Here is a 26,373-nt window from a genome sequence, read left to right as displayed (position 1 = left end):
AAGGCTGAACGGGCGCAGGGGAAAGTATTCGCCGCAATGTCGGCGACTTGGGGGAGAGAGCTGAATGACTGCGCCATTCCTGACCGTCTGGACCTTGTCGAGCGGAAGCGCCGATACACTCAAATATGGGCTGTTTGACAATGGCGGTCTGATTGAGGTGTGCCAGTGGGATGAGGGTTCGGGAGGTTGGTCGACCGCCTTGGCGTTCGATACTGAAAATGGAACAGGTCATTCCCCGCCAATCAATGCGATCAACCTGCCCGGTGTGGTGGGCTTTCAGTTCAATTCCGGGATCAACGGCATGCCCAATCTGGGCGGATCAACTTTCCCGCAAGTCCCCGATCCCGGCCTTCCGCATGGCTATAATGGCCCCTATGATTTTGACGAAGATGATGGCGCCAAGTCATGGGCATTTTCGCGCCTGATCCAGGCCTGCGGCTATCCGGCAAGCTTCGTAAGGGTCACAAAGAAAATCGGGGACGCTGGCAACTGCTGCGCCTATTTTCGCTTTCCCTTCCGGGTGCCGCTGCTGGGCAATGAAACTGGCCAGAGCAATTATCGCCATGGCGCGCAAAGCCTGCCCGCAACGATCTTTGATCCCGATCTGCTGTTCGAAGTGGCGACATGCGGCACTGTCGGCCTGTCTCAAAGCGGCGTCAGGCGGCGGCTGGCAAGTGCCGCAGCCCGTGCCGAGCTGGCAACGCCAGCAATGCGCCAGCTTCCCTATATTGCGGGCACATTCCGCCATCAGAACAACAAGCTCGATCTGGATGGCTTCGCCTGCAATGCTGGCGGCGTTGCCATGCTGGATGGGTTTGCGTCGGAAACCGGCGCCTCTGATGGTCATGCCCTGAATGACGAGTGGATTCCTTCCAAGAGCATTCGCGAAAGGCAGGCGGTCAGTCTTGCTGACGGCTTGTGGTGGGCGCAGAAAAACAAGTCATTCGATCACGGCGATTTCCCCGATCTGGATGACATGATTGCCGGTCTGGCGGCCAATCCAGCCAGCAATTCGCGCCCGGTGCTTGCCGCGCTTGCGCCTGCAAGTCCGCATCAGAACCCTGTCCCCGATGTTGATCCGGTTATCGGCCTGCTGGAACTGGCGGGCCTGAAGACCGCAAAAGTGGACGTGCCGATCGCCAGCGATGCGCTGGATGGCAAGGCCAGACCCTTCCATTACATGCACACGCGAATGGTCAGCGACGGCGGCTGGACGGGCCTTGAATGGCGCCGCTGGGTCATGCTGGAATGTACCCCCGACGTTAGAAGTCCGGCGCTGATCCGCGTACGGCAGGGGGAATGGGACAGGCAGGGCAATGCTTCCAACCATGATGCGTCCCGAACCTGCCAGCACAGCACGATCTGGATCGAGGGCTTAACCGATTATCACGCGGCCGATCTGTGGTCGCGGCGTGTGGCCGAAGCCCTGCGTGAGGGCAATCGCCAGTTTGCGGACCGTTCGGATTTCAGCCTGCTGCCCGATCTGGTCGGCTTTGTGGAGCCTGATGCGGAGGGGCTTGTCGCACCGGGCAAATGGGTGCTCCAGCTCAATGCCAGTGAAGACTGGAGCGATCCGGTCACATTGGGGCCGGCGCAGTGCCAGCCGCAGTTCGCACCCGGCTTTGTGAACACGGCATGCCTGTTCAAGGCCAGCGATGCGGTGGACAGGAATGGATATTTCTCCAGCCCCTTGCCGGTGGCGGGCGCGCAGAAGCTTGAACTGGCGCAGCTGAAGTTCCTGTCGCTCGGCAATCATCGCGGCAAAACACTTGCGGTCGATGCCATTGGCAGCATCGATGCCGGAGAAAAATACCTCGCCAGTTGGAAGCTGGGGACCGGCTGGCAACTGGATGAGGCCACGGACCTTTCCTTTCTGTCATCCAGCAGAACGACTGCCAAACAGCAGGCTGACACCACGTCCGACGCCATTCGTATCGGCGGCCTCGAAATCGTGCAGCCAGTGCTCGATGGCGATCAGTCGAAATTCACCATCAGCCCCGCCAGGATCGCCCAGCGCGATCGGTGGAGCTATGAAATTGACGGTGCAATCCGCCTGAGCGCATTGGCGGTGAATGTGGTCGGGCAGGATGGCTATGCCGTCCCGCTGGAACTGCAACCGCTGGTGTTTGCATCGCCCTTGCTGGGGCAAGCCTCCATCGTCCTGCGTGACAGGATTGCCTCGGATCAGGCAAGCCGACTGATCGAGATTGCGCTGGAGCCGCACGCCGGACCCCTGACCGAACAGGCCGGACCCCTGACTGAACAGGCGCTGCCGGACGAGATCGATGTAACGGTGATCGACGCCTCGCCCATGAGTATCGCCACCGTGGTCACTTCGCGTCCCGGGCGTGCGAGCGATACCAACGCCATTGTCGCCCGATGGAATCCGGGGGAGGACCGCTGGCGGCTGATCTGGGCAGGCGCCACGCAAATGCCGGAAATCCTGCTGCATTTGCCGCCGCAAGGCGTGGCAGAGGCGTGGGAACGCAGCGCCGGTTACCTTCCGCCCGATCAGATTGGCCATGACAGCCGTGTCCCGGCCCGCCTGCCGCCGCCAACGCGGCTGAGGATAGAGAGCGAGGAGCGCGCCCGGCAGCCTCTGGCGCCGTGGAACATTCGCCAGATCCTGAGTGAGACCGACAGCGATCTGCCCGGTGCGCGGATGATCGAGATCGTCCAGCTGGAAGCGCTGTACGGTCTGGAAATAAGCCGCACCCTGACCAGCGGCATCCGCATTGCCGAACTGGGCGGGTGGCGGGGGAATCCGCGCGAACCGCAGCTATCCAATGAACGCGGGCGAGACATGGCGTGGCGCAAATCCGTCCTCGCCGCGTCCACCAGGCTGGCCATTTATGACGCGCGGCACGAACAGGACGTGCAGGCCGGCCTTGTCATCGAAGATGTGAATTACGGTCTGCGATCAAAGGATCGCGGTGGCCGCTATGTCCAACCCACCAAGTCCGATTGGCCGCAGCCCAACTGGTGGACCGCTGGCGAGCAGGGCGGCATACTGGGCGGCGCGCTGGCCGGTTTCGAGATCGACGAAATGATCCGCGCCTTGCTGCGCGATTCCCGCAACGGCCATGGCGAAGTCGAGCGGCTGATGCTGTCGGCACTGGGAGCCTGGACGCGGCAGAAAGCCCGGTTCAACAATGACCTGACGCTGATCACTCCGGAACTGGAAATGGGCCGCGTCAGCGAAGTGCGCTTTGAGCGCAAGGGCCGCATCGGCGCGCTCCATCACCGGGCCAAACACGTGATCGTCTATCGCCGTTCGATGCTGCCTGGCCTGCAGTTCGCCGGAAAGGGGCAGCAACATCACCTTGGCCGCCCGATTGTTCGCAAGGTCGAGGAATATATCGAGATCGAACAGCCGCTGCGCACCTATCCAGATACGGTAGGCGCGACATCGCTCAACAGCGGGCCGATCCTGGGTGCACGGTTCCGATCGAAGCGGATTCCGGTCGAGGGAAGCTGGGCGCAGGCGCTGCCCCGCCCGAAGGGTAGCGGGCCAAAGGGGTATTCGATCCCCTTGTGGAAGCGCGGGCTGGAGGCGGATATCTACCCGCGGCCAGTAGCCGAAATCCTCATCGCCACAGATCCCGAGCGTGCCGAGCCTGAACCGGCCGGGCGGCGGATCGAGGACCCTGAGCGGCTGAATTTCTACACCATAACCACGGTTTTCGGTGCCGATGGAACGCCCGGCGACCCCAGTGGGAATATTGACGAGTGGCCGCTGGTCTATGGCCTCGACTTCGTCGACCGGTCGCTCGATGATCCGCTGTCGGGTGGCAAACTGCGCAACTGCAATTTCAGCAATCCAGCGCGGCCCGGTGCCATGTTGCCTCCGGCGCAGGTCACCGCTCCGGGGTTGGAGCGGTTTACCCTTCGGCTGGAACCCGGCCCGGGCGTCAACCTGACATATGGGCGCGGCGAAAAGCCGATGATGGCCGATCTCAACACCGTCACCATCATGCGCGCGGAAAAGGCGCCCGGCGCGGTGCCCGATGATACGATTGCCAAGGTCGAAGAAGTTCCGCACCTGGCAAATACCATCGCCGAGCTGGCGCGGGATCCGTCGCAGAATGACCCGGATGCCCTCAAAGGAAAGCTCAAGGCGGAAGTCCTGAAGCTGAAAAACCTGCTTCCCGGGAAAGAACAATTTACCCAGATGTGCGCCTGGGTGCACCGGCCATCGGAGGAGTTGGCGCAGGCGGAGTCCTGGCTGAAGAACCGCACCGGGCAGCTGCCGACAAAGGCGCAGTGGGATGCGCGTGCCGACAAGACCATCAGGCCGGTACAGGAACTGAGGCGCAAGATCGCGGCGCTGACGCCGTTCGATTCCTTCGTTCGGCGCAAGCTCAGCCCGATTGCTGACGAAGCCAGGGAGCAGGTGGACGCGCTTCTGGGTCAGTTTGACAGGCTGAAAGCCGAAATCGAAACGCAGATCAATGCGGCCAGAAACGTCCTGGAATCAGAGGCGGCGGAACTGCGCGGCAAGGCGAAAATCCTGCGGACGGAAATTGCCGTACAAGGGGCCGATATTCAGGCCTTCCTGCCGCGGCTGCGCGACGAGTTCGGCACACGCTCTGTGGACCTGCGGGCCCGGTTTGAAGCGGCACTGGCGTCAGCCGATGCCGGGCTGCTGCGCGCTGGATCGCAGCTGGAAGCAAATGCGAAGAAGATTGCGAAATCAGTTCCCAAGGCATCCTTGCTGCTGCGCGGCGTCGCTGAACAAATCGGTCAACAGCGTGTTGCCATGCTGGACAATGGCCGCGTTCTTTCCGACCGGATCAGCCAGACCACTTCGCAGATGGACTTGCTGCTGGCTGATATTGCCAGCGCAAGCGGCGACGGGATTGAAGACCTGAAGGCGGAGGCGCTGGTGATCCTGGATCAGGCGGACAGCCTGCTCGATTTGGGCAAGGAGCCGCTGAAACTGGTTGTTGATCGTCTTGATGCTCTGCAGGAAGAAATCGACCGACAGGGCGAGGAAATCAGGACCAAAGTCCTCAGTGATTGTGAAGGTGCTGCAACCGCAATTACCGATCAGCTCGATATTGCCCTGGCGGCAATCTCGCCGCCGCTGGACGAGGCGACGGGCAAGGTTCTTACCCAGCTGGATCAGATCGAGAGCCAGTATGAAGACGCGACTGCCTATCCCCAAGACCTGATCGGCGAAGTGACGGGCAAGCTTGGGGAGCTCAAGGCAGAACTGGCCAGCGCCAGGACGCAGGTCGATACGGTCAGCACCGAAATCTGCGCGGCTCTGGCTTCGGCCAATGAATTCCTCGATGCGTTGCTGGCGCTGGGCAAGGATGCGGTTGCCGATATCTGCGCCAAGATCGATGCGATTACCGATCCTGTCGAGCTGAAGGAGAAGGCAGAAAAGCTGGTCCTGGCCCTGCGCACAGGTACAGACCAGATCCGCCAGGGCGTTGAGGACCTGATCGACGGGGAATTCGATCCCGCAAAGCCGCAAACTCTTGGCGAGGCGGTGTCGCTCAACCTGCTGCGCGCTGCCGGCGCACCGCCGATTGTCGAGCAACTGGTCTTCAACCGCGAGAAGATCGCCTATCATTTTGAGCGGCAATACAAGGAAGTGGTGGTCACGCCGGTCACTGCCTTTGTCGATCAGGCAGACCGGGCCTTGCGCGGCGTTGGCCTGGCCTTGCCGACACTGGCGATTGGGGACCGCCTGCTGGCTCCGGCTGACAAGATCGTCAAGAATCTGGCCAGAGAGTCCCAGGACCTGCTGGATGAAGTCAAGTTCAAGGCCAAGGATGTCCTGAAGGACTTTGCCGGGATCAAGAGCATGCTTCCGCATGTGGAGCTGGACGAGAAGTTCGCCAAGGCGGTCAAGATTTCGCACGGCTATGACCAGAAGCGCAATTCCGCATGGATGCAGGCCAGCATCGAATACAAGTCCAGCCGCGCCGACCTTTTCCGGCAGGAGGCCTTTGCCCTGACGGCGGAGAAGCTGCGGCTGGATGCTGTCGCACGATACGAGCGCGGCCTGAACGGCGGCGAGGATCGGCAGGTGAAGGCCAGCCTGGTGTCCGACTGGGTGCTGGAAATGGGCGGAATTCGCGTGGTGCGCATTCGCGACGCTGCCATTCGCTACACGCCGGAAAGCGGCACCAGCTTCGATATCGATCCCGGCAAGATCGAATTTCCCGGCGCGATGAAGCTGATGACGGACCTTGTGTCCACGATGAATGGCGGCGAGGACGATCCGCTCAAGATCATGATCGCACAGGATGAAAACGGCCGCCCCATCGGCCTGCGGTCAACCTATGACCTGCCGCCCACAATCATCACCATCGGCGCTGCCACCGCGCTGAATGTGGGCATGGGGGTCCATCTGGACCTGCTCATTCGCGATGATTTCGAGATACGCACCTTCGCCTATTTCGGTCGCAAGGCCAGCCCGTTTGCGCTGATCATCACCTGGCTTGGCGGCGGTGGCTATCTGGAGGCTGAGGCGACCCATCGTCCTGACACGGGCAAGACGACGCTGGCGGTGACTGTCAGCATCGGCGTGACGGCGGGTGCCGGCTTCTCGCTTGGTCCACTGCGCGGATCGGTGATCGTCTATGCCGGTTTTGAAGCGCATTATGTCTCCCGCGGATCGGCTGCCCGGCTCAACATCAGCGCGCTGATCGTGATCAACGGCTCTGTCACCGCATGGGGCTTTGTCACTGTCAGCCTGACCGTGCGCATGCAGATCACCTATAACGGCAGCAAGATGCTCGGCCATGGCTACGTCAAGGTGCAGGTCAAGATCAGCCGCTTCTACAAGAAGAAGTTCTCCCGCTCATTCACCTACAAGCTCACTTGAGGGAGGATCCAGACCGATGACCTTCACTTTGACCGTCCAGATGGAAACTGCCCCGTGTTCGACCGATCCTGCGGGCGTGGGCCACAGTTACATGGGGCTGACGCTGTTCCCGGTGCTCACCAGCGATGATCCGGCTGGCGATGAGGCAGATTATGCCGATGTGCGCGATGCCATGCTCAAGCCGTGGAAATGGCTGTGCACGTGGTCGGGTGCGTCCCCTGTCAACACCATTGGCCATGTCGCTGATTGTCCCCCGCTTGACGCGCTGCTCACCGCAATCGACTGGGAACGCAGGCACCTGCTGACATTGGATATGTCTGCCACCGGCGCGCAGATGGACGATGAAGAGATGGCCACGGAGGATGAGGAAGATCCGCGCTGGCCTGGAGTTTTGATCCAGCTGTCGAGGGCTGCACCGCAAATATCCCACGGCCTGGGACTGGCCTATCTGTTCTCCTTTGGCGAGGATGAGCCGGCACTCCCGAATCTGGATTCCATTGAGATTGGCGGAACCCGTTTCACCAGCGACCAGACAGGCGATCTTCACGTCGATGGCCGAACGATTCGGGTCAAGGTCATCATAGAGCGCGATACCGATATCCCGGTTGCTGAGCTGAAATCCTGGAAGGAACCGATCAACGGCATAACCCGGCTGGTCAAATATCCCGCAGATTGGCAGACCAAGAATAACTGGCTGGCGCAGCTGGCGGTCAGACTGGGCCGGGCGCTCGATCCCGTCGGGCGGTTTCTGGACATGCATGACGATCACGCGCCTGCTCCGCTGACCAGAGACAATCTGGAAAGTGCGGTCATGTCCCTTCTTGCTGGCCTGACCGATGAAACACTGGTGCGCGCGTGCCAGTCCGGTGCCGTCTTCTTCAACCTGAAATCTGAGGAGATGAAATTCGCCGATGAATGGGCGAGCAGGCTGGCGGTGATGCACGACGGACTTGCCAAGGCTATCGTCCTTGAAATTTCCGGGCCTGCAAGCTCGTCGCTGCCGACAGCAGGAGAAATCCGTGAACGCTACGAAGCGGACGGGCTTCTCTCCATGTTTGCTGCCACGATGCGTTCTGTCCTCCCTCCCCCTAAGCCAGAGACGAAGGCGATTTTCGATCTGGCATCGAACTGGCTCAACAACAGCGAGAATATTCTCGCCCTGCGCGACAGTGGCATGTGCACTGCGATTGCCACGCACAAGGGCGGACTGCTGGAAGTGATCGTGACAGAATGCGCTGCAGCCGGCGATGACCGGAAGCAGGCGATGGATGCTTTCCGCAAGAATTTTGGGCCGCAGGTCCAGGCGGCGCTTGGTCTGGATGCCGCGTGGCTACCGCGCCTCAACACCATGGCAGAAGGGCTTGTGAAGAGCGTCTTTGATGCTGCTCCCGGCGTCGACAGGGTCGCAGAAACCGGGATTGTGCACATGGCCGATGCGATCTTTGCAGATGAGGCCGCCGGCCAGATACACGAGATCGTCGATGGCTATTGCCTTGCCGTGCGCGATATCTCCAAGGGCGATCAGGGTCCTTTCATCCTTGCCAACAAGGCCAGCGTCACCTTGCAGAAGGGTCAGGACGGGGTGTCCCTGCCGTTCGGCGATTGCACCGTTCCGATCCCGGTCAGTTTCGATCTGACGGTCGATGTGGCGGGGAAAGAGACGCGCCAGGCCATCGCCCATTATCGCGGGGAAAGCATGATCCCGTTCGCCGATCGCGGCAATCCGGTTGAACAGGATGAGGCGGAGCCGTTCGAGCCGCAGTTCACCTTTCTGTGCCAGCCACCTGCGGGCTCCGGGGATGCGCTGCCGGAAATTGCCTATGGCCGCACCTATCAGACCGTGATCGGATATCAGGGGCTGGGCGGTGCCATGCCGGCGGCATTCTGCGATCCGGAACAGCCGCTGGTATTCTCTGGCGAGATGCTGGCGCAATTTGCCGCCGCGCAGGGTGTTGAAAGGACCATCATCAAGCAGAACACCCCGCTGCGAACGCTGGAGCCGGGTGCGCCGCGGCTGCTCAACCATCGGGCGGATATGCAGGACAGGCCGCTGACTCTGGGCCGCCGCGAAGACAAATTGGTGCGCCCGCTGTGGAAGGAATATCTCTCCCACTGTCCGGATCAGGCAGCACAGGACCTTGCCCGGGAAGCTGCCACGGTGTTCCTCGATCCGTTGGCATTGCCGGGGCGGGAGGCAGAACGAAGCTCGGTCAGTTTTACCATTGCCCCCGCTTCGCTCGCGCTCGGCCAGCAAGGCACGCAAGGCTACGTCAGCGATCCGCTGGTCTGGCAGTACTGGGTGCGGCGCGACGGCGATTTTACCGCAAGCCTCATGGAGGAACGCCCGCAAAGTGAAGAAGTCGATGACCCGGCCGTGGTTTCGGGCGTGGCCGGTGCGGCCAGCGGTAACGGCGGCGTGGTTGTGCGTCTTTGGGCGATCAAGCCCGACCGGATCAGCAAAAGCGCCAGGCTGGAGATCGCAGATACCAAACATATCGCGCTGGCGGCCGGTGAGCGGATAGAGGCCACAAGCACGTCTTCCGTTGATCCGGCTACGGTTGCCGACCTGTCTGTTGTCGGCAAGAAACTCGCTATCACCCTGCCAGCGGGCCAGCAGTTTCTGGTCGAAATCCGCACGGTGGTGGACAGCGGCTTCTTCGAGGAGGGCGTGGATCGGCGCTTTGGTGATCTGGGCCGGGCCATCGCGGGCAAGCCCTATCGCGAATTTGGCGCCGCCGTGCTGGCCTTCGAATGCCTGCCAGCGACCGATGACATGCCCACGCCAGAGGCGGTGTGGAAGGCCATGCGCATAGAAGACGCAAATGGCGTCACCATCGCGCGCCTGTCTCCCGAAATGGATGACGAAACCTTCGATTATGTCGGCCGGATCGAGACGGTACGGCAGGCGTGGATCTGGGATGGGGGTCCGGTGCTGCCCGACGGACTGCCGCGGAATTTCACCAAGCTGGAGGAGGTGGGGCCGAGGCCGAATGCTGCACGCAGCAAGGATTTCGTGGAGTTCGAGGAGGACTATTTCTCCGGACGCGGCCTGTCCGGGCTGGCCGAACCGCCGGTGCAGCACAGTGCATTTGCGCAGGACGAGCTTTTTGCCCTGGGCCAGCGCAGCGATCGCGGTGCCGGATACATGCGGATACGATGCCGCCTGACAAGCCGGTATGATGCCTTGCGCAGGCCACTGGGCTTTACTGAAGCGCAGCTGCAGGTGTCATCACGCCTGTCCTCTGCTGCAACCAATGGAGCGCAATCCACGGGCGATCCGCTGGGCGGCTGGCGCGGGCGAGGGCTGGCGTGCCGGGGTGCGGCAAGATTGCCCACCCCGCGCATCGCCGTGGCCGCTCCGATGTTCTCAACCGCCGCACCGGGAGCGGCTTCGGGCGGTATACTGCTGTTCCTCGACCACCCGATGTTCGATACCGATCACGGCGGCGGTCTGGCCGAGCGGCTGGTGGCTGAGATCTGCATAGAGCAAATCCCGCGCAGACTGGTGCGCGTGGGCGATCAGGATCTTGCCGAGCCGGGCGAGACAGCAGCGCTGATGGTCGGCATGGACGGTGTCAGCAGCGACGGTGACGGCAATCCGTTCACCGCGCCAGATACCGGCGATGCCGTGCACCGCAGCCGCATTGCCACGCGCGATCCGGGAAGCGAAAGCTGGGATGGTCATGATCCCCAGCTGTGGACTCCGGGTGGCACAAGTCAGGGCACGGCACGTCTGCCCTGTTCGGCGATCCTTGGCTCTACGCTGGAGCCGGGCGCATCGGCGCCCATCATGAATTTCTCCATGGCGCTGCTCGATCCCGTGATCGGCGGAAAGCCGGAATACGCCCTCAGACCCGGGACCATGGCGCGCATTCGCGTGCGCACGGAGCTTGATCCCGCATTGGTGGAAGATGGTTCGGGTGAGCGAGTTTCACCCTGGTCGGCAGAAATCTGGGTGCAGATGCGCGCGATGGTGCCCGGCTCGCAAGATAGCGGCGAATGGACAAGGGAAGCGGATTCAGGCGAAATTCGGCTCACTCCGAAAGACACTGCCGCCCATGCCTATTTCAAGCATTTGCAGGAGGTGCATCGCGACCACGCTCCGGACGACAATGCGCCCTATCTGATTTCCGGTCTGGTCGCGGTGGTGGGCACCATCATTCGCGATATCAATGGCGAGGAACAGCTGCGCCCGCTGCATGTGCGTGAGGTCGATGTTGATGATGAGGAGCTGACCGTGCTCGATGCAGGCGATGTTTCCGACAATTGCTTTATCCGTCTGCTGGAGGTTGAACGGGTAACCATGCCGGCCTCGGCAGAGGCGGCGCGGCAGAACACGCCCAGGCGCTGGATCGATCCTGCGCAGCCCGATCTGGAACCGGCCGAGCGCATCGTCACCATCGGCCCGCTTTTCAGGGTCAAGGTTCCGCCAGCATGATCGTGCTGGCGGCGCTGGCGAATTAGCTGACGGCCCAGAGGCGGAAATCGAATGCCTTGGCCACGTGGGGCACGGGGCATTTGTAAACGCAGCCCTTGCCGTTCCACAGATCGGCGTGTCCTGAAGCGTCCGAAAAATTGGCGTGATACATCAGTATGCCGGTCTTGCGCGGCACGTCGGCGAAATTGAACGGCGTGCCCGGCTGCTTCGACATGCCCCAGGTTTCTGCGCCCAGCACATCTTCCAGAAAGGTCTGGAGAGTGCGGACCCTGATGATGATGTGATTGCCGTTCTTGTCCTTGTGATTACCGTCGGCAACGCCGTATTTCCTGGCGACCGGCGACGGCGAGGCGTTGAACGCCACCGACATGCGTATGGCACAGGTGTTCTGGTAGTCGGGATGATCGACCAGATCGGCAAATCCGCCGCCCAGAATATTGGTGTACAGATGTTTGCGCGACCGGTCCGGGTCGTCAGCATACTGGGCCGGATAATCAGCCTGCAGTTGTTTGAATGAAATTGCCATTGTCACCTCCCATTTTTCAGCTGCCGGCAAGCGAAGTGCCGGCATCGTGCTCAAGGCTGGTCGTCGCCGGTAACCTCGGCACAGATTGGCGTGAATTCCTTCACGTTCTCGCGATAGGCGCGGGCCCGCGGGCCTGACCCGTTATAGGCGCGGATCGCTTCCCACAGGTCACCGTTCTGGGCCTTGAGCTTCTCATCCAGTTCGCCTGTGACCTTGGCCAGGCAATTGCCGAAGTCATACCACTTCCGCTCCCGGAAAAAGTCCGGATCGGTGTAGCAATATTGCAGGTCATACTGGAAGATGCCGTATCCCTTGTAGAGCCAGTCCCTGGCGGACCAGTTCATCAGGCGGCGATATTTGTTCGCCTCATCTATCAGCAGCTGGGCAAATTCATCGCCAAAATCGGCGCGAAAGGCTGCTGCGTTGACGGGCCTGACACCTCGGGACGAATTGGGTGCATCGCCGCTGGCATCGAACACGCAGCGCGCAAGTATCGTCGCCGGGTCATGGTGATCGATCCAGCCGACCCACCGGTAAGCCGTTTCCTGACAGGCGATCGCACACAGATGCTTGAGCCGGTAAGGCTTGCCGACCACGGCCTGTTCCATCGGTGAGCGGAAATGTTCGATCAGCCATTCTGTGGCCTTGATCGCCTGCTTGCGGCTTATGGGAAGTTCATTTGCCATGTCTGGCTCCACTGCAATCCTGACGGTCTTTTCTTTCGTAATAGGCTGGTTTGTAATGAAAATTCTGATGAAGCCAAAACAAATTCATCCTGCCGCAGCAGTATTCACTTGGACGCTTGATTGTGAATTCAGCAGAGAAGGCTCCCAATTTCAAGCGGTGGTGACCAATAAGAACTTGTAAACGTGGGCTATTGCTCCAAAACTCGCCGGGAACGAAAGTTACAGGCAGGCATGGAACGATGCCTGGCGGCGCGTGAGGCGCTGGTTGAAATGCTGGGGGGCAAATGGACGGAGCCTATATTCAGACATATCTGCTCAATCGTCAGGCCGATTCCAATCGGTTGCGGCGGCGGGCCTATGAAAAGTTTGCCATCGCCCTGCGCAGTGGCCGGATGATTGCCTTCACCGGCTCCTATGCTTCGCAACATCTGGGATATGACAGCTGGGGTTCAATGAGCGCCGGGTATCTGGATTCTGTTGAAAAAAAGGATCCGCAGCTCGTCGCGCAGCTCAAGGCAATGATGGCGGACAATAATCGGCAGTTTGACGATACCGATCTGATGGATATTGCGGAACTCAGTGCGCATCTTGACCGGCATGTGGACGTAGAGGCGTTCAACAAGAATCGCGAGGATCTGGCCAGCAAGTTCGCATTGCCAAAATCGTTGAAAGATTTTGGCCATCTGCCCGATGTTTCATCCGCACTGATACACGATCTGGGCCTGCGCCGGATAATTACACTCAACTATGATCTTGAGCATGAGTGGACCGCATTTGTCGGGCCGCAGGACAAATCCGGGAAGGATGGGCAACAACGCAAGGACATCCTTGACAGCTGCTTTGGCGGCAAAGGCCCGGTCAGGAAGCGCGTGGTTCCCGGTTTTGGTCCGGTAGTGAGCGAGGTTCTGGGGCGCAAGCAAAGTGCAGAGCTCATCAGTTTTGCCTTGCATGATGATGATACGCGCTGCCGCATTCTGCACCTCCACGGGCGCAAGGATTGCCCAGAGACCATGATCGTCTCCCGGCGCGACTACCGCGATCTTTATTGGCAGAATGGTTTTTCAAGGCTCCCGTTCGAATATGGATTGCGCACGATCCTGTCGGGCAATCCCATATTGTTTGTCGGGCTGGGCATGTCCGAACAGGAAATCATGAAGCATTTCGAACAGTTCCTGAGCGACAATCCCAATCGTCGTTCAGTGCCGATGTTCCTGCTGTGGAAATCCCAAGGTAATGCCAATGCTGATCGGGCACTCAGGTTGCTGTTCAACCGCAAGCTGGGCGTCTCTGTCCTGTTCGACAAGGAGATCGCCGAAATCTCCGGCAAGGCCGATGAATATGTCGAGGCGTTGGCCAAGGCGCCGGATGAAGCGATCAGTAACGGGTTACGGCTCGAACTCCCTCTGCGCTACCTTGCCCAATGGTGCCGCACGACCAAGGCCCAGCTTCCGGTCACAGATGATATTCGCAATCCGCAGCTCAAGTTCAAAGGCGGGCCGGAACGTATCAATATCTGGCATGCAGAGATGAAAGATCCGCCGTCTCTGGCAGATGAAAGCGCCAGGGAGGTGGCAGCTTACCTGCGCGGTCTTCCTGCCATGCTGGTTGTTACCGGAAAGGCCGGAAGCGGGCGCGGGAGCTGGACGGAAACCTTCGCGACCTCACTTCTGAATGGCAGGACGAACTCCACACGGGTTGTCGTCATCAACGGATCCTTCGCGACCGAGACGGATTCGATCTTTGCGATTCTGTCTGGTGCCTACGACGGCCAGACTGCGTTCGAGGAAGCGCAGAGTCGGCTCACGGCAACAATGCAGATGCACAGTTTTCTGATGAAGTCGGTCCATTCGCAGCTGTCGGCGGAACCGGACGGAGAAGTAGAGGAACTGGTGATTATCATCAACGGCATGGAACGGTTCGTGGCACACAACGGGACCGCGCTCAGCACGGAACTGGACATGCTGATCCGTTTCATTCCCAACGCCTTTGCATTCATGCATCCGAATATGAGGAGGCGACTGGAAAAGCGTTTGCGGCTGATCCTGGTCGGCAGTCCGCGCCTGCTGCGATATGTCGGACAGGTGGCACCGGGCAGCTTCAAGGAATTGCAGCTGGTCCGTGATAGCGAGCCGAAGACATCCAGCATCGTTGACCCTGAGACTGGCGAAAAATTCAGGATCACGAGCGATGGGCCAACTTTCTTTGAACATCTGGCGGGCAACCTTCACCTGTCCGCCAGTCCGCCCACCAGTGTTGACGCCACGGTTACCCGGCAGGAGTTTCTTGCCCGGGTGGCAGAGCATGTGGGCAAGAGCCGACCAAACATGGCCTTTGCCATCCTCAGGTCACTGGCGTTCATTGGTCAGCCGGTGGAGCGCCATGTGCTGGCCCATGTTGTCGCCACCGAACAGGGCAAGGGCAATCCCGAAACAAAGGATGCGTTTAAGGACCGGATCAAGGAAGTTGATACTGAACTGGACTGGCTGATCGCCAACGGGATGGTCCTGAATATCGAGTCCTTTCCCGGCCAGGTGCGCCGGGTGGGCATGCACAAGGCGCTGGTTGCCGAGATTCGCGAGCGATACGGCGTGCCGCTGTCCGATGCCCGGCTTGCCGCAGGCTTCAATCTGGGGCTTTTTGCGGCGCAACCGCTCAACAGCGTGCTGCCTGAACAGGAATGGCATGACGAGTTGGCCCGAATGGTCGATTTCCTGTGCGGCCAGTATCAGGATCCCTCACCAGTCTTGCCACTGCTCCACCATCTGGCAGTTCAACTGCGGCGGGACAATCAGGTTGAGCTCAAGTCCGCATTATTGCATGATCTGACCCCGCCCCAGATTGCCAGCATGAGCTCTGCCCGGCAGGCGGATTGTCTGCGCGCTGCCCTCTCTCTCATGCGCAGCTATTTCTCCACCTCGTCCCTGCTGATGCAGGGCAATCACGGGCTGGATGTATGGCTGCGCAATGCGCCGCTGACCGATCACGCGGATCGCCTGCGGCGGCTGATCCGCCTGCACGACCAGGGCAGCCTGCTGCGCGGCATGATGCGGGCCAAATGTCCGCCCAAGGATCTGGACAAGCTGAACAAGCAACTTGGCTCTCCGGCGTTCTATGCCGATGATCTGTGCTGGCTTTACAATGAACTGGGCGTGGTGCTCGTTACGCAAGGCAAGCTGATCGAAGCCCGCGAAGCGCTGGAACAGGCGCAGGCCATCAACACGAAATGGATCGAATTCGGGGAGCGCCATCACAATTGGCGGCGCATTGCCATCAATCTGGTGCAGGTCTCCATCGATCAGGGCATGATCGAAGGTGCCGAGGAACTGCTGAGAGAAGTCGAAACCGCGATCGAGAACGACGCCCGACTGGTCTTGAGCGACAAGCAGTGGAAGAGCCTGCCCGGCGGGCCCTATGACAGCTTCCGGGACTATGCTCTGCGGCATTTCTCCAAACGGGGCGGTTCACGCTCGACACGCGCTGTGGACCAGTATTTTCCCGCCAACCTGTTTCTGGGGATCGGCCTGGTCATGGGTTATCGCGGCGTGTGCCAGCATTTGCGCGGCGCGCTGGCTCCGGCGGAGAATTATTTCAAGGATGCGATCAGGTTGATGGAATTGCTGGGCGAACAGCGCGCCTTTGCAATCTTTCAGCGTCACAATGTTTCGCTGTTGCGGCAGCTTCGCAAGATGGATGATGCCCTGGAAGCGCAGCGCCTGTGCGTCAGCAGCGCTGGCCCTTCGCGGCAGACCGATATCGATCACTCTGGCCGGATCGCGCTGGGCGAACATGGCTACCTCGCCAGTCGTGAGCAGGAACAGTGGCACCAGGCGCAAATGCTGCCCCAGCTCAAGGAAACCCTGCGTTATGCCACGGCCTGCGATATGTACCGCCTCCAGATCGAGGCGTTGCAGCAGATCGCCTTCCTGCAACTGAAGCTGGGGGATACGGATTCGGCATTCGAATATGTCTCTGATGCCTCGGCCATCGCGGCGCGCAATGGATTTGGGTTGCGCAAGATCGGTTTGCGCATGCTGCTGGGCCGTATTCTGGCAAGCAGGAATGAGAAGGACGCCGCACGCATCATTCTGGCTGAGGCATCAAAGCTGGGCACCCGCATCGGATATGCCCGCGCAGCCGAGGTTTCCGAAGATGAACTGGTCAAACTGGAGGCTGATCGTGTGGACATGCCCCAGGCCGGTACGCGCCGCGACTAGGTGGTGCGGAATGCGATCTGCGCACCTGCAATTGAGTGCTGAGGCCGTTGTGCGCTTGCATCGCTGTTATGCTTGTGGAACCTGCATGGAGGCATTCCTGCCAATGGAAACGGTTTGATGCGGATTGACGGTTGGAAATCCATTGCTGTTTATCTGGGCAGGGAACGCACCACCGCCATGCGCTGGGCTGCGGAGCGCGGCATGCCTGTCCACCGCATTCCGGGCGCGGGGCGCGGCAGCGTGTTTGCTCTATCCGATGAAATCGATGCCTGGCTGAAGGCCGGTGGTGATGCTGGTGCCGGAGCCGGAGCCGGGGTGGGCGTCGATCAACCGGGCGAGGGGGCAGGCAATGTGCCGGTGTCCACCGCGCCAGACAGCTCGATCTTCACCCGGGTGCGGGCGCTGAAGCTGCGATATCTGGCTCCGGTCGGTTTTGCCGGACTGGCCCTTGGCGCTTATGCCTACACCCAGCCCGGTGCGGAACAGCCGCGCGCGGAACTGCCTGCCAATGCCGCATTGGCCGCGCTGTATCTGGATGCGCGCGGCGATTGGGCGGAGCGCAGCGGCGCCTCCATCGAACAGGCCATTGCCAAGCTGCAACGCGTTGTGGAGCGCGAGCCCGGCTTTGCGCCAGCCTATGCCGCGCTGGCCGATTGCTACGTGCTGGCGCGCGAATTTGGCTCGCTTGGCGATGCAGAGGCTTTCGCCCGCGCGCAGGCCGCAGCCGATGCGGCCTTGCGCATAGACCCGGAAAATGCGGCGGCGCTGCGGGCGGATGGTTTTCTGCATTACTGGTGGCGCAATGACGGTGTGGCCGCAAAGGCCAGCTTCGAGCGGTCGATGGCGCTGGGGCCTGGCGATGCGCAGAGCCACTTCTGGTATGGCAACATCCTGATCGACAATGGCGATTTTGCCGAAGGGCTGGCGCAGCTTGACCGGGCGCGGTTGCTTGAACCGGCATCGCTGGCGCTGCAGGCCGATATTGCCTGGGCGCGCTGGTCGGCCGGTCAGGAAGCAGAGGCGCGCAGCAGCCTTGAGGACCTGCGCGATCGCAACCCGCAGCTGGCCACTATTCGCGATTATCTGGCGGTGATCTACCTGGCCGACGGGTCCATTCCCGCTTTCGTGAAGGAAGCAAGGGCACTGGCCGATATTCGCCAGGATGCAGGCAGCCTGCGGGAGGCTGAGCTGCTGGAAGCCTCACTCCCGCGCGGAAGCGAGGCCGTGCTGAACCTGCTGCTGGCAGAGACAATGGGCGAGTTCCAGCGCGGCGACCGCACGCAGCTGGTGTGGCCGATCTATGTCGCCAGCATGGCCGGCAGCAAGGCGCAGGTCCGCCGGTTGCTCGATATGGCGCAAGCCCGCAATGAACATTGGGGCAGCGCCGGCCTGCTGCGACAGGTGGCCAAGCGCTGGCAGGATGACAGCCAGATTTCCGCCATGCTGGAAATGCGCCGCAACCCCAGCCTGCTGCTCGCCGCCAGCCAGGGTGCCCGGACCAGACCGGCGGGTTGACGCATTCTGGCAGCGATTGCGCCCGAAGTTGCACGCGCAAAGCCGCAGGAAACCGCGATAAACCGCTATTTGCAGCATCTTGCCACTTTGAGCGGGACCACTAGCGCCCGCACAATCATCCGCGATGACGCGCCACCGCCCAATTGCCGGGCAAGGGCGCATGACAGCGGAGATGTCCCATGCTTCACGCTTCTTCAAATGCTCCCCGCAGGGCCCGCCTTGGCAGCCTGCTGCTGGCCGGTGTCGCCAGCATCGCCGTGACTGCAACGGCACAGGCCCAGTCACGCTGGGACGGGAGTGAGAGCACCAACTATGGCGAAGCCGGGAACTGGAGCACCAACACCATTCCCGATTCCGCAACCGCCGTGGTGATCGACAGCACAACCAACGCTCCGGTGATTGAGAACACCGCAACAGAAGAAGCGCGCAATCTGGCTGTGGGAGAGGCTGGCACGGGCCAGCTGACCATAAGGACCGGCGGCGATCTGGTGCTGGGCGATGTGAGCAATGGCGGCAGCCTGTCCATTGGCGGATCGCAGACCACTGCGGCCACCGGCGGCAATGGATCAGTTTTCGTAACCGGGACAGGATCGACCATCTCCGGCCCGGGCGGCCTGACGCTGGGCGTGGCGATTACGCAAAACAGCATCGGCCTGCTGGATATCCGCAATGGCGCGGTGGTGACGTCCAGCTCGGGCCGGATCGGCACCGGCCAGGGCAGCGCCGGAACCGTCAACGCGATCGGCGCCGGATCGCGCTGGGACATCACCAGCAATGCGGCAGGGATCACCATCGGCAATCTCAACTTCGCCGATGCGGTGGGCACGCTCAATGTGCTGGACGGCGGGGTAGTAAGCTATCCCGGCGGCGTGGGCTGGACGCTGGGGGCGGGCGGCACGATCAATGTGGCCGGGGCCGGCTCGCAGCTGACCGTGCCCACTGCCATTCAAACGCGCGGCGCGATCAATGTCAGCAATGGGGGCAGCGTCAGCTTTGACAGTATTCAAGGGCAATTCGGCGCATCAATCTCGGTCAGCGGGGTCAATTCCACTTTCACCACCGGCAATCTGGCGCTGGCGCATGGTACAGATGCCACTGGCGGGTCGCTGCTGGTGGAAAATGGCGGACGGCTGACCAGCGTGGGCTTCGGCCTTGCTTCCAACGGCGTGCCGGCCAGCATTGATGTGCTGATCAGCGGTGCGGGATCGGAATGGATCATCGCCGCTGGCGGTGCGCAGAACCTGGGGGCTGGCACCAATCTGGTGGATTTCCAGATCCTGGGCGGCGCAGTGGTAGACAGCACTGCCAGCATCAACAACTGGTCGATCGGTCAGGGGACATCTGTGCTGGTGTCTGGTGTCGGCTCGCAATTGCTCAGCGGCGGTGTGCTGAATTTCAACGCCACCACCGTGGGCGTGGTCCCCGGCACATTCATCATCGAAAACGGCGGCGAGGTGACGGTCAATGCCAATGGCCTGAGCGCGCTGGGATCGCTGGGCGGTCCGGTCAGCCGCAGTGTGGTGGTGCGCAGCGGGGGAGCGCTGAATTTCATTGGCGGGACGGGCGCAGGCCTGTCGGTGCGCAATGGTTCGATCCTGGTCGATGGCGGCACGCTGACCGGGCGGCTGGAACTGGCGGGCGAGGCTGATCGCCGCACCACCGTGACCGTGCAGGGCGGCGGCCTGATTGATGGCACCGGCGGCGGCAATTGGTCCGCCGATGCCGAAACCGATTTCATCGTCACCGGCGCCAATTCGCGCCTGATCGCGGTGGGCGCACCGGTTGTCGGCGGCGATGTCACCGTGTCAGCGGGCGGCAATGCCAGCTTCCAGGCCATCGACCTGGGAAGTGCCACCCGGACCAATTCCCTGACGGTTTCAGGCGCCAATTCCCAATTTACAGCGGGGGATTTCTTTGTCTCGCGCTTCACCGGTTTCAACACCAATGTGCTGGTGGAAAATGGCGGCAGGCTGGTCACCGGACGGGTGCTGGCTGCAACGAACAGCAACAACAGCGTGGTCAATCTGACTGTAACCGGCGCGAATTCGCTGTGGCAGATCATCTCTGGCGCGACCGCGCTGGACTTCGGCGCCGGTGCGGGGGATGTGAACCTGTCCATCCTCAATGGCGCAAGGTTCCAGAGCCTTTCCGCCATCAATCCTAGCTTCCGGCCGAACACCGATGTGCTGATCTCCGGCGCGGGCAGCACTTTCGATACAGCCGGCAACATCAGCTTCGGCGGTGCCAGCGTGGGCGAGCCAGTGGGTACGATTTTTGTCACCAACGGGGGCAGCCTGACTACGCGCGGTGCCAGCGACAGTGGCCTGGGCTTTGGCGGCGTCCTGCGCACCATGAGCATCACGGGTGGCAGCAGCTGGATCATGACCGGCGGTGCAAATTCCGGCCTGCAGATCGAAACAACGGACCTGCTGGTTGATAACAGCACACTGTCGGCAGAGGGCATTGTCAGCATCGGCCTGCGCTTTACCGGCACCAACCTGACCCTGCTCGATTCCGATTTCACCGCACGCCAGCTGAATCTTGGTTCAGTTGCCGGAAATACCGTCAATATCGGCGGCACGCGCACCAGCGCGGCGGGGGCCGCGGGGCTGTTCAATGTCGGCTCTGTCGGTCTGACCAATGCCAATACTCTGGTGCTCAACCATACTCAGCAGAACTACGACATATCCTCTGTCATTACCGGCAGCGCTGGCAGCAGCGGTCCACCGCGGATCGAGCATCTGGCCGGCGATACGATCTTTTCCGGCGCGGGCGGCGGCTATGGCGGCGTGCTCGACATCACCGGCGGCCGCGTGCGGGTGAACGGTACGCTGGGCGGAAACGCCATGCAGACTTCGGTCAGCAATGGCGCAACGCTGGGCGGATCGGGCACCATCGGCGGCGCGGTGAGCATTGCCGATGGCACGCTGGCGGCGGGCAATTCTCCCGGTACGCTGACGATTGGCGGGGCCTTGTCGCTGTCATCGGCATCCCTGCTGCAATTTGAACTGGGCGCGCCGGACCTTGCACCGGGCACCGGCAGTGACCTCATCAGCGTTGGCGGGAATCTCACGCTCGACGGCACTCTCAATGTGATCGATGCAGGCGGCTTTGGCGGCGGGCTGTACCGGCTGATCGACTATGGCGGCACGCTGACCGACAACGGGCTGGAGATCGGCAGCGTCCCCGCAGCCTTTGTTGCTGACGGGCTGACCCTGAGCCTGGCCACCACGGGGCAGGTCAACCTGATCGTGGATGCGCCCACTCCGACACCAACACCCACTCCGACACCAACACCAACCCCGACGCCCACTCCAACGCCTACGCCCACGCCGACTCCCACTCCCACCCCAACACCCTCACCGGCGCTCGATTTCATCTTCTGGGATGGCGCGAATACTGCGGCCAACGGGCGGATCGATGGCGGCAGCGGCACATGGAATGCCAGCGCCACCAACTGGACCATTGCCAATGGCAGCGCCAACGGAGCCTTTGAACCGGCGGATTTCCTGATCTTCACTGCGCCGACCGCTCCCGTGGAGGCGTCCGCCCCCTCGATCACAACGCAGGCGGTGCAGCCTTCCTCCGCATCGGGCATAATCACCATCTCGGACGATGCGGGACCGGTCACTCTGGCCAATGGCGCGCAGTTCGCGATCAATGGCTATACCGTCACCGGCGATGCGCTGGGGCTGACAGGCAATGTCACCATTCGTGTGGGCGACGGGACCAGCGATGGCGCGGCTTTCGTCGCTACGCTGGACGTGCCGGTCACCGGGGCGGGCAGGCTGATCAAGACCGATCTGGGAACGCTGATCCTGGCCGGTGCCGACAGCTATTCCGGCGGCACACTGGTCAGTTCGGGCACGCTGCAGGGCACATCTGCCACGCTGGGCGGTGCCATTGAAGTGGAGCAGGCGGGCACGCTGCTGTTCAACCAGCAGGCCGCGGGCAGCTTTGCCGGCACGCTTTCAGGACGGGGCGCCGTTTTGAAGGAGGGCGAGGGTGTGCTGACCATTTCCGGCAATTCGTCCGCCTATCTGGGGCAGATGCGGCTGACCGCAGGTGGCATCAATCTGACCGGGCAGATCGGCTCCACCCTGCTGGGAGCAGGGCTGGTCACATCCGCCAGCACCACGCTCACCGGCAACGGCACCGTCGGCAATCTGAATCTGGCAGGGGAGATCGCACCGGGAACGGGAACGGCCACTTTCAACGTGCTGGGCAACGCCATCTTCCGCGCGGGATCGACGTATCAGGTCGATCTGGCCGCCAGCGGAGCGAGTGACCGGGTTTACGCCGATGACGATGTGATCATCGAAGGCGGGACCGTGGTGATAAACCTGCTCGATCCGGAACAGGCCTATACCGATGGCTCGACCTTCGTGATTGCCGAGGGCGGGGAAGGGCTGAGCGGCACGTTCGCAGGCCTGAGCGAGAATTCCGCCTTCCTCGATTTCACCCTTGGCTACACCTCGTCCACGGCATTCCTGACGCTGGAACAGGTGCTGACTTTCCCCGATGTGGCGCTGACCTTCAACCAGCGGCAGGCGTCGCTGGGGCTGATGGAGCTCGGCCAGACCAGCGGATCGGACAGTCTGGCGGTCTATAACGCCATCCTGCCTCTGGACGCGGCAAGTGCCCGGGCGGCCTTCGATTCCGCTTCCGGCGAGATCTATGCCGATATCGTGGCATCGGGCCAGCAGGCGGCGCTGGAGCGCGGCGCGGCCATGCTGCGGCGCGGGCTGGAGCCGGGCGCGCAAGGCTGGGATGCGTGGGCATCGGGGCAGATCGGCCGCACAAGAGTGGCCGGTGATGGCAATGGCGCCCGCTTCACCCGCAATGGTGAGGCGCTTGAGCTGGGGATCGACTATCACGGACCGTCGGACAGCTGGGCCATCGGCATCAGCGGCGGCTGGAATCAGGCCGATGTGACCAATGACGATCGCCGTTCGCGCGCACAGCTGGACGGCTGGTTCGTCGGCGGATTTGCCCGCTATGGCGATCTGGGCGCGGGCGTCAGCCTGAGCGCGGCCGCCTCCTATGCGCAGCTCGATGGCAACAGCCAGCGCGCCATCACCGTGGGGGCGCTCAACCGCACCGCCAGCGCGCAGGTGGACAGCAGCTTTACCGCCGCTTCGATCGATCTGCGTTACGGTGTGGACATGGATGGCTGGGCCATCGGGCCATCGCTGGGCCTTGACCATGCATCGGCCCGGATCGGTAGTTTCAGCGAAAGTGGAGCGGGCGCATTGTCGCTATCGAGCGGCGGCTTTTCCGATCGGCGGATGCGCTATGCGGCTGGCGGGTTCATTTCCTTCAACGCCGATGGCACGCGCCTGCTGCTGGATGCCCGCTATGCCGGGCAGGATAGTGACAACATGCTCGCCAGCCTGCGGCTTGCCGGATCACCGCGGGACTTTTCCATCCTGCCGGCACGCGGCGGCGACAAGGGCCTGCTCCTCGACGGAACGGCAAGTTTCGACCTGAGCGATACTATCTCCGTGGGCGGCGAAGGGGGCGCCTATCTTGCCAATGGCGCAAGCAGCTTTTCCGCCAGCGCCTGGCTGCGCTGGAGCTTCTGACCGCGCAGCCGATACCTGACAGACAAGTGCAACCTGCAAGGCCCCGGCATGCGGCCCAACTTTGATAGGTAATGCTGAAATTTTCCATCACGCAGGGCCCCGGGCAATGCTCCCAGACCGCCGTGATGGCGCTGCCAACCACCGGTTTTCTGGGTAAAGCAAGCTTGCCATCGGAACATGCCTTGTGACTGGCGCAATCGGCGGTTTCAGCCTTGCGGCGCAGGCGGCAACGCAGACGGCAACGCAGGCGGTCGACAATGAAGTCACATCGCCGGTCGTGGTGCTCGTCGATGATTCGCTCACTGTTACCGATACCGGCAGCATCAATGTTGATGATAACGACGGTGTGAAGGTCAATGGCGACAACGTGACCACCACCAACAATGGCGGTACCGTCGTGGTCGCGGACAATGACTTCCTGATCGACTATTCGGCCGCTTTGGGCGGTGCCATTCAGGACGGTGTTGCCGCAGCTACCATCGATGCCCGCATTGCCGCATCGCTCAACGGCCTTGGCAACCTCGCCAGTTCCACGCTGGAAAGCCATCTCCACAGCCGCACGAATGGCAGCGTGTGGACCACGTGATGTCGCTTTTCTGACTTTTGTCGCTTTTGCTGCTTGTGCACACTAATGTTGCGGTGCAATATATTGGCATGAAAATCGCCATCGTTGATGAAAGCCCGGCGCGCGCCTCGATCATCGAGGAAGGCCTGGTCGAACTCGACAATCGCGAGGTTTTCATCCTCACCAAACGCGAAGGTCTGCTGGCCCAGATCGAACTGATCGGGCCCGATATCGTGCTGATCGACCTGGGCAATCCCTCGCGTGACGTGCTGGAGGAATACTTCGCCGTCAGCCGGGCACTGGCCCGGCCAATCGCCATGTTTGTGGATGAAAGCGACGATGCGGCCATCGCCGCCTCCATCGATGCGGGCGTGTCTGCCTATGTGGTGGATGGCCTTTCCAGCAATCGCATTCGGCCCCTGCTCGACCTCGCTGTGCGGCGTTTCAATGCCTTTGCGCGCCTGCAATCGGACCTGGTGGAGGCCAAGGGAAAACTGGCCGAGCGTGAACTGATCGACAAGGCCAAGCGCATCCTGATGGATTCCAGGCGCGTGACCGAGCCGGAAGCCTATGGCGAGCTGCGACGCAAGGCGATGTCGTCCAGCAAGAAGATCGTCGATATTGCAGAAGCGGTCGTGACTGCCGCTGAACTGATGGGAGATAATTGAGCATGGCTTCAGGCGAACTGACCATCGGATTTCTCCCGCTTGTGGATGCCTGCCTGCCCATTCTGGCGCATGAGCACGGCTTTGCCGAGGACGAGGGCGTGAAGCTCAGTTTCGTCAAGGATGTCAGCTGGGCAACCGTTCTCGACAGGCTGCTGTATGGGCACACCGATGCCGCGCACATGCTCGCCCCGCTGGCGATTGCGACAACGCTGGGCCTTGGGCGGCCAGCCCAGAAACTGGTGGCGCCGTTCGTGCTCGGCCTCAATGGCAATGGCGTGACTCTGGCCAAGGTGCTGGCAGAAAAGATCGCTACGCCAGGGGCTTACGCCAATCCGGTGACATTGGGTGCGAAGTTGAAAGTTGAAGCGGCCGAGCGCAAGGCGGCGGGCCGCAAGCTGCGCTTTGGCGTGGTGCACCGCTATTCCAGCCACAATCACAAATTGCGCTACTGGCTGGCGGCGTCGGGAATCCGGCCCGATGAGGACGTCGAAATCCTCACCGTGGCGCCGCCGTTCGTGGCCGATGCGCTGGCCAGTGGAGAGATCGACGGAGCCTGTGTGGGAGAGCCGTGGAACAGCCTGTGCGTGGAGCGCGACGTGGGCACGATCGTGCTGGCCACGGCGCAGATCTGGCGGCGCGGGGTGGAAAAGGTGCTGGCCATGAGAGAGGCCCGGCTGGATGAATTGCGGCCGCAGACCGAAGGCCTGATCCGCGCCATGCGCCGCGCCGGAAAGCACTTTGTCGACCCTGAGAATTTCGCCCTGAACGCCCGGATTCTGGCGCGCCAGAGCTATCTCGATGCGGATGAAAAGCTGATCGCGCGGGCCATTTCGGATCGCCTTGTCCTCACCCACGGGGCGAACCCGGTGCACTTTCCCGATTTCATGTTCCAGCATAGCGAAGCGGCCAATTTCCCGTGGGTCAGCCAGGCCGCCTGGCTGTACTCGCAGATGGTCCGCTGGGATCAGCTCAGCTTCGATTCTTCCGATGCCGAAAAGGCCCGTCAGGTGTTCCGTCCCGACATCTATCGCTCTGCCCTGAGCGATACGGGAGACGATTTGCCCGCCGCCAATTCAAAGGTTGAGGGCAGTGTCACCCAGTTGACACAAGTGGGTACTCAGCAGGGTTCTATAACCCTGTCGGCAAACAGTTTCTTCGATGGTCGCACCTTCGATCCCGAAGCTGTCGAGAGCTATCTTGACGCCCTTCCATGAACAGATTTTTTTGCTGCAGTGCAAAAAATCGCTTTACGAAATCGGTCCGAATCGCATATCTCTGCTGGCGAACGAAGCGTCCGCACCCGCCGATGGGTGACCAAAAGGACCTTCGATCGGT

General features: G+C 61.6%; 11 protein-coding genes. 9 read left to right on the top strand and 2 right to left on the bottom strand.

Translation table 11 applies throughout. From position 1 onward, the window contains the following. Positions 1 to 64 precede the first annotated feature (64 nt). Complete coding sequence (locus GRI32_RS05055) at positions 65 to 6,841, top strand: AAA family ATPase (protein WP_160590060.1); 6,777 nt, start codon at positions 65 to 67, stop codon at positions 6,839 to 6,841. 16 nt (positions 6,842 to 6,857) lie between these two features. Next, the gene (locus tag GRI32_RS05050; RefSeq protein WP_160590059.1) at positions 6,858 to 11,279 is read left to right on the top strand and encodes a hypothetical protein; all 4,422 of its coding nucleotides are present in this window, start codon (positions 6,858 to 6,860) and stop codon (positions 11,277 to 11,279) included. A 22-nt stretch (positions 11,280 to 11,301) separates the two neighbouring features. Here the strand turns inward: GRI32_RS05050 and GRI32_RS05045 are convergent, their stop codons facing one another. Together GRI32_RS05045 and GRI32_RS05040 are read right to left on the bottom strand one after the other, a co-directional pair. Then, a complete protein-coding gene (locus tag GRI32_RS05045; RefSeq protein ID WP_237437403.1) occupies positions 11,302 to 11,850 on the bottom strand; it encodes a T6SS effector amidase Tae4 family protein in 549 nt (182 codons plus the stop codon). A 5-nt stretch (positions 11,851 to 11,855) separates the two neighbouring features. Further along, positions 11,856 to 12,491 (bottom strand): hypothetical protein, encoded by a 636-nt coding sequence (locus GRI32_RS05040; protein ID WP_160590056.1) that lies wholly within the window; start codon positions 12,489 to 12,491, stop codon positions 11,856 to 11,858. Here GRI32_RS05040 and GRI32_RS05035 point away from each other — a divergent pair. The 7 genes from GRI32_RS05035 to GRI32_RS05005 all read left to right on the top strand — a co-directional run bounded on the left by GRI32_RS05035 (position 12,490) and on the right by GRI32_RS05005 (position 26,252). Continuing rightward, complete coding sequence (locus GRI32_RS05035; protein WP_160590054.1) at positions 12,490 to 12,672, top strand: hypothetical protein; 183 nt, start codon at positions 12,490 to 12,492, stop codon at positions 12,670 to 12,672. The genes GRI32_RS05040 and GRI32_RS05035 overlap by 2 nt on opposite strands. 103 nt (positions 12,673 to 12,775) lie before the next feature. Further along, positions 12,776 to 16,705: an SIR2 family protein gene (locus GRI32_RS05030; protein WP_160590053.1), complete on the top strand. Its 3,930-nt coding sequence runs from the start codon at positions 12,776 to 12,778 to the stop codon at positions 16,703 to 16,705. Positions 16,706 to 16,822: 117 nt separating this feature from the next. Then, on the top strand, positions 16,823 to 18,220 hold the full coding sequence (locus GRI32_RS05025; protein WP_160590051.1) for a tetratricopeptide repeat protein: 1,398 nt from the start codon (positions 16,823 to 16,825) through the stop codon (positions 18,218 to 18,220). A gap of 179 nt (positions 18,221 to 18,399) precedes the next feature. Further along, positions 18,400 to 23,805, top strand: a complete 5,406-nt coding sequence (locus GRI32_RS05020) for an autotransporter-associated beta strand repeat-containing protein (RefSeq protein ID WP_160590050.1) — start codon at positions 18,400 to 18,402, stop codon at positions 23,803 to 23,805. 184 nt (positions 23,806 to 23,989) lie between these two features. Beyond that, positions 23,990 to 24,391, top strand: a complete 402-nt coding sequence (locus tag GRI32_RS05015; RefSeq protein ID WP_160590048.1) for a hypothetical protein — start codon at positions 23,990 to 23,992, stop codon at positions 24,389 to 24,391. A gap of 68 nt (positions 24,392 to 24,459) precedes the next feature. After that, positions 24,460 to 25,038 (top strand): ANTAR domain-containing response regulator, encoded by a 579-nt coding sequence (locus GRI32_RS05010; protein ID WP_160590047.1) that lies wholly within the window; start codon positions 24,460 to 24,462, stop codon positions 25,036 to 25,038. A gap of 2 nt (positions 25,039 to 25,040) precedes the next feature. After that, entirely contained in the window at positions 25,041 to 26,252 is a 1,212-nt protein-coding gene (locus GRI32_RS05005; RefSeq protein ID WP_160590045.1) for a CmpA/NrtA family ABC transporter substrate-binding protein, read from the top strand. The last annotated feature ends 121 nt before the right edge of the window (positions 26,253 to 26,373 follow it).

It is taken from the genome of Alteraurantiacibacter aestuarii (assembly GCF_009827405.1).
Classification (GTDB): domain Bacteria; phylum Pseudomonadota; class Alphaproteobacteria; order Sphingomonadales; family Sphingomonadaceae; genus Alteraurantiacibacter; species Alteraurantiacibacter aestuarii.
The sequence above is the reverse complement of the archived record's forward strand: the minus strand, read 5'-3'. Positions and strand labels throughout refer to the sequence as shown.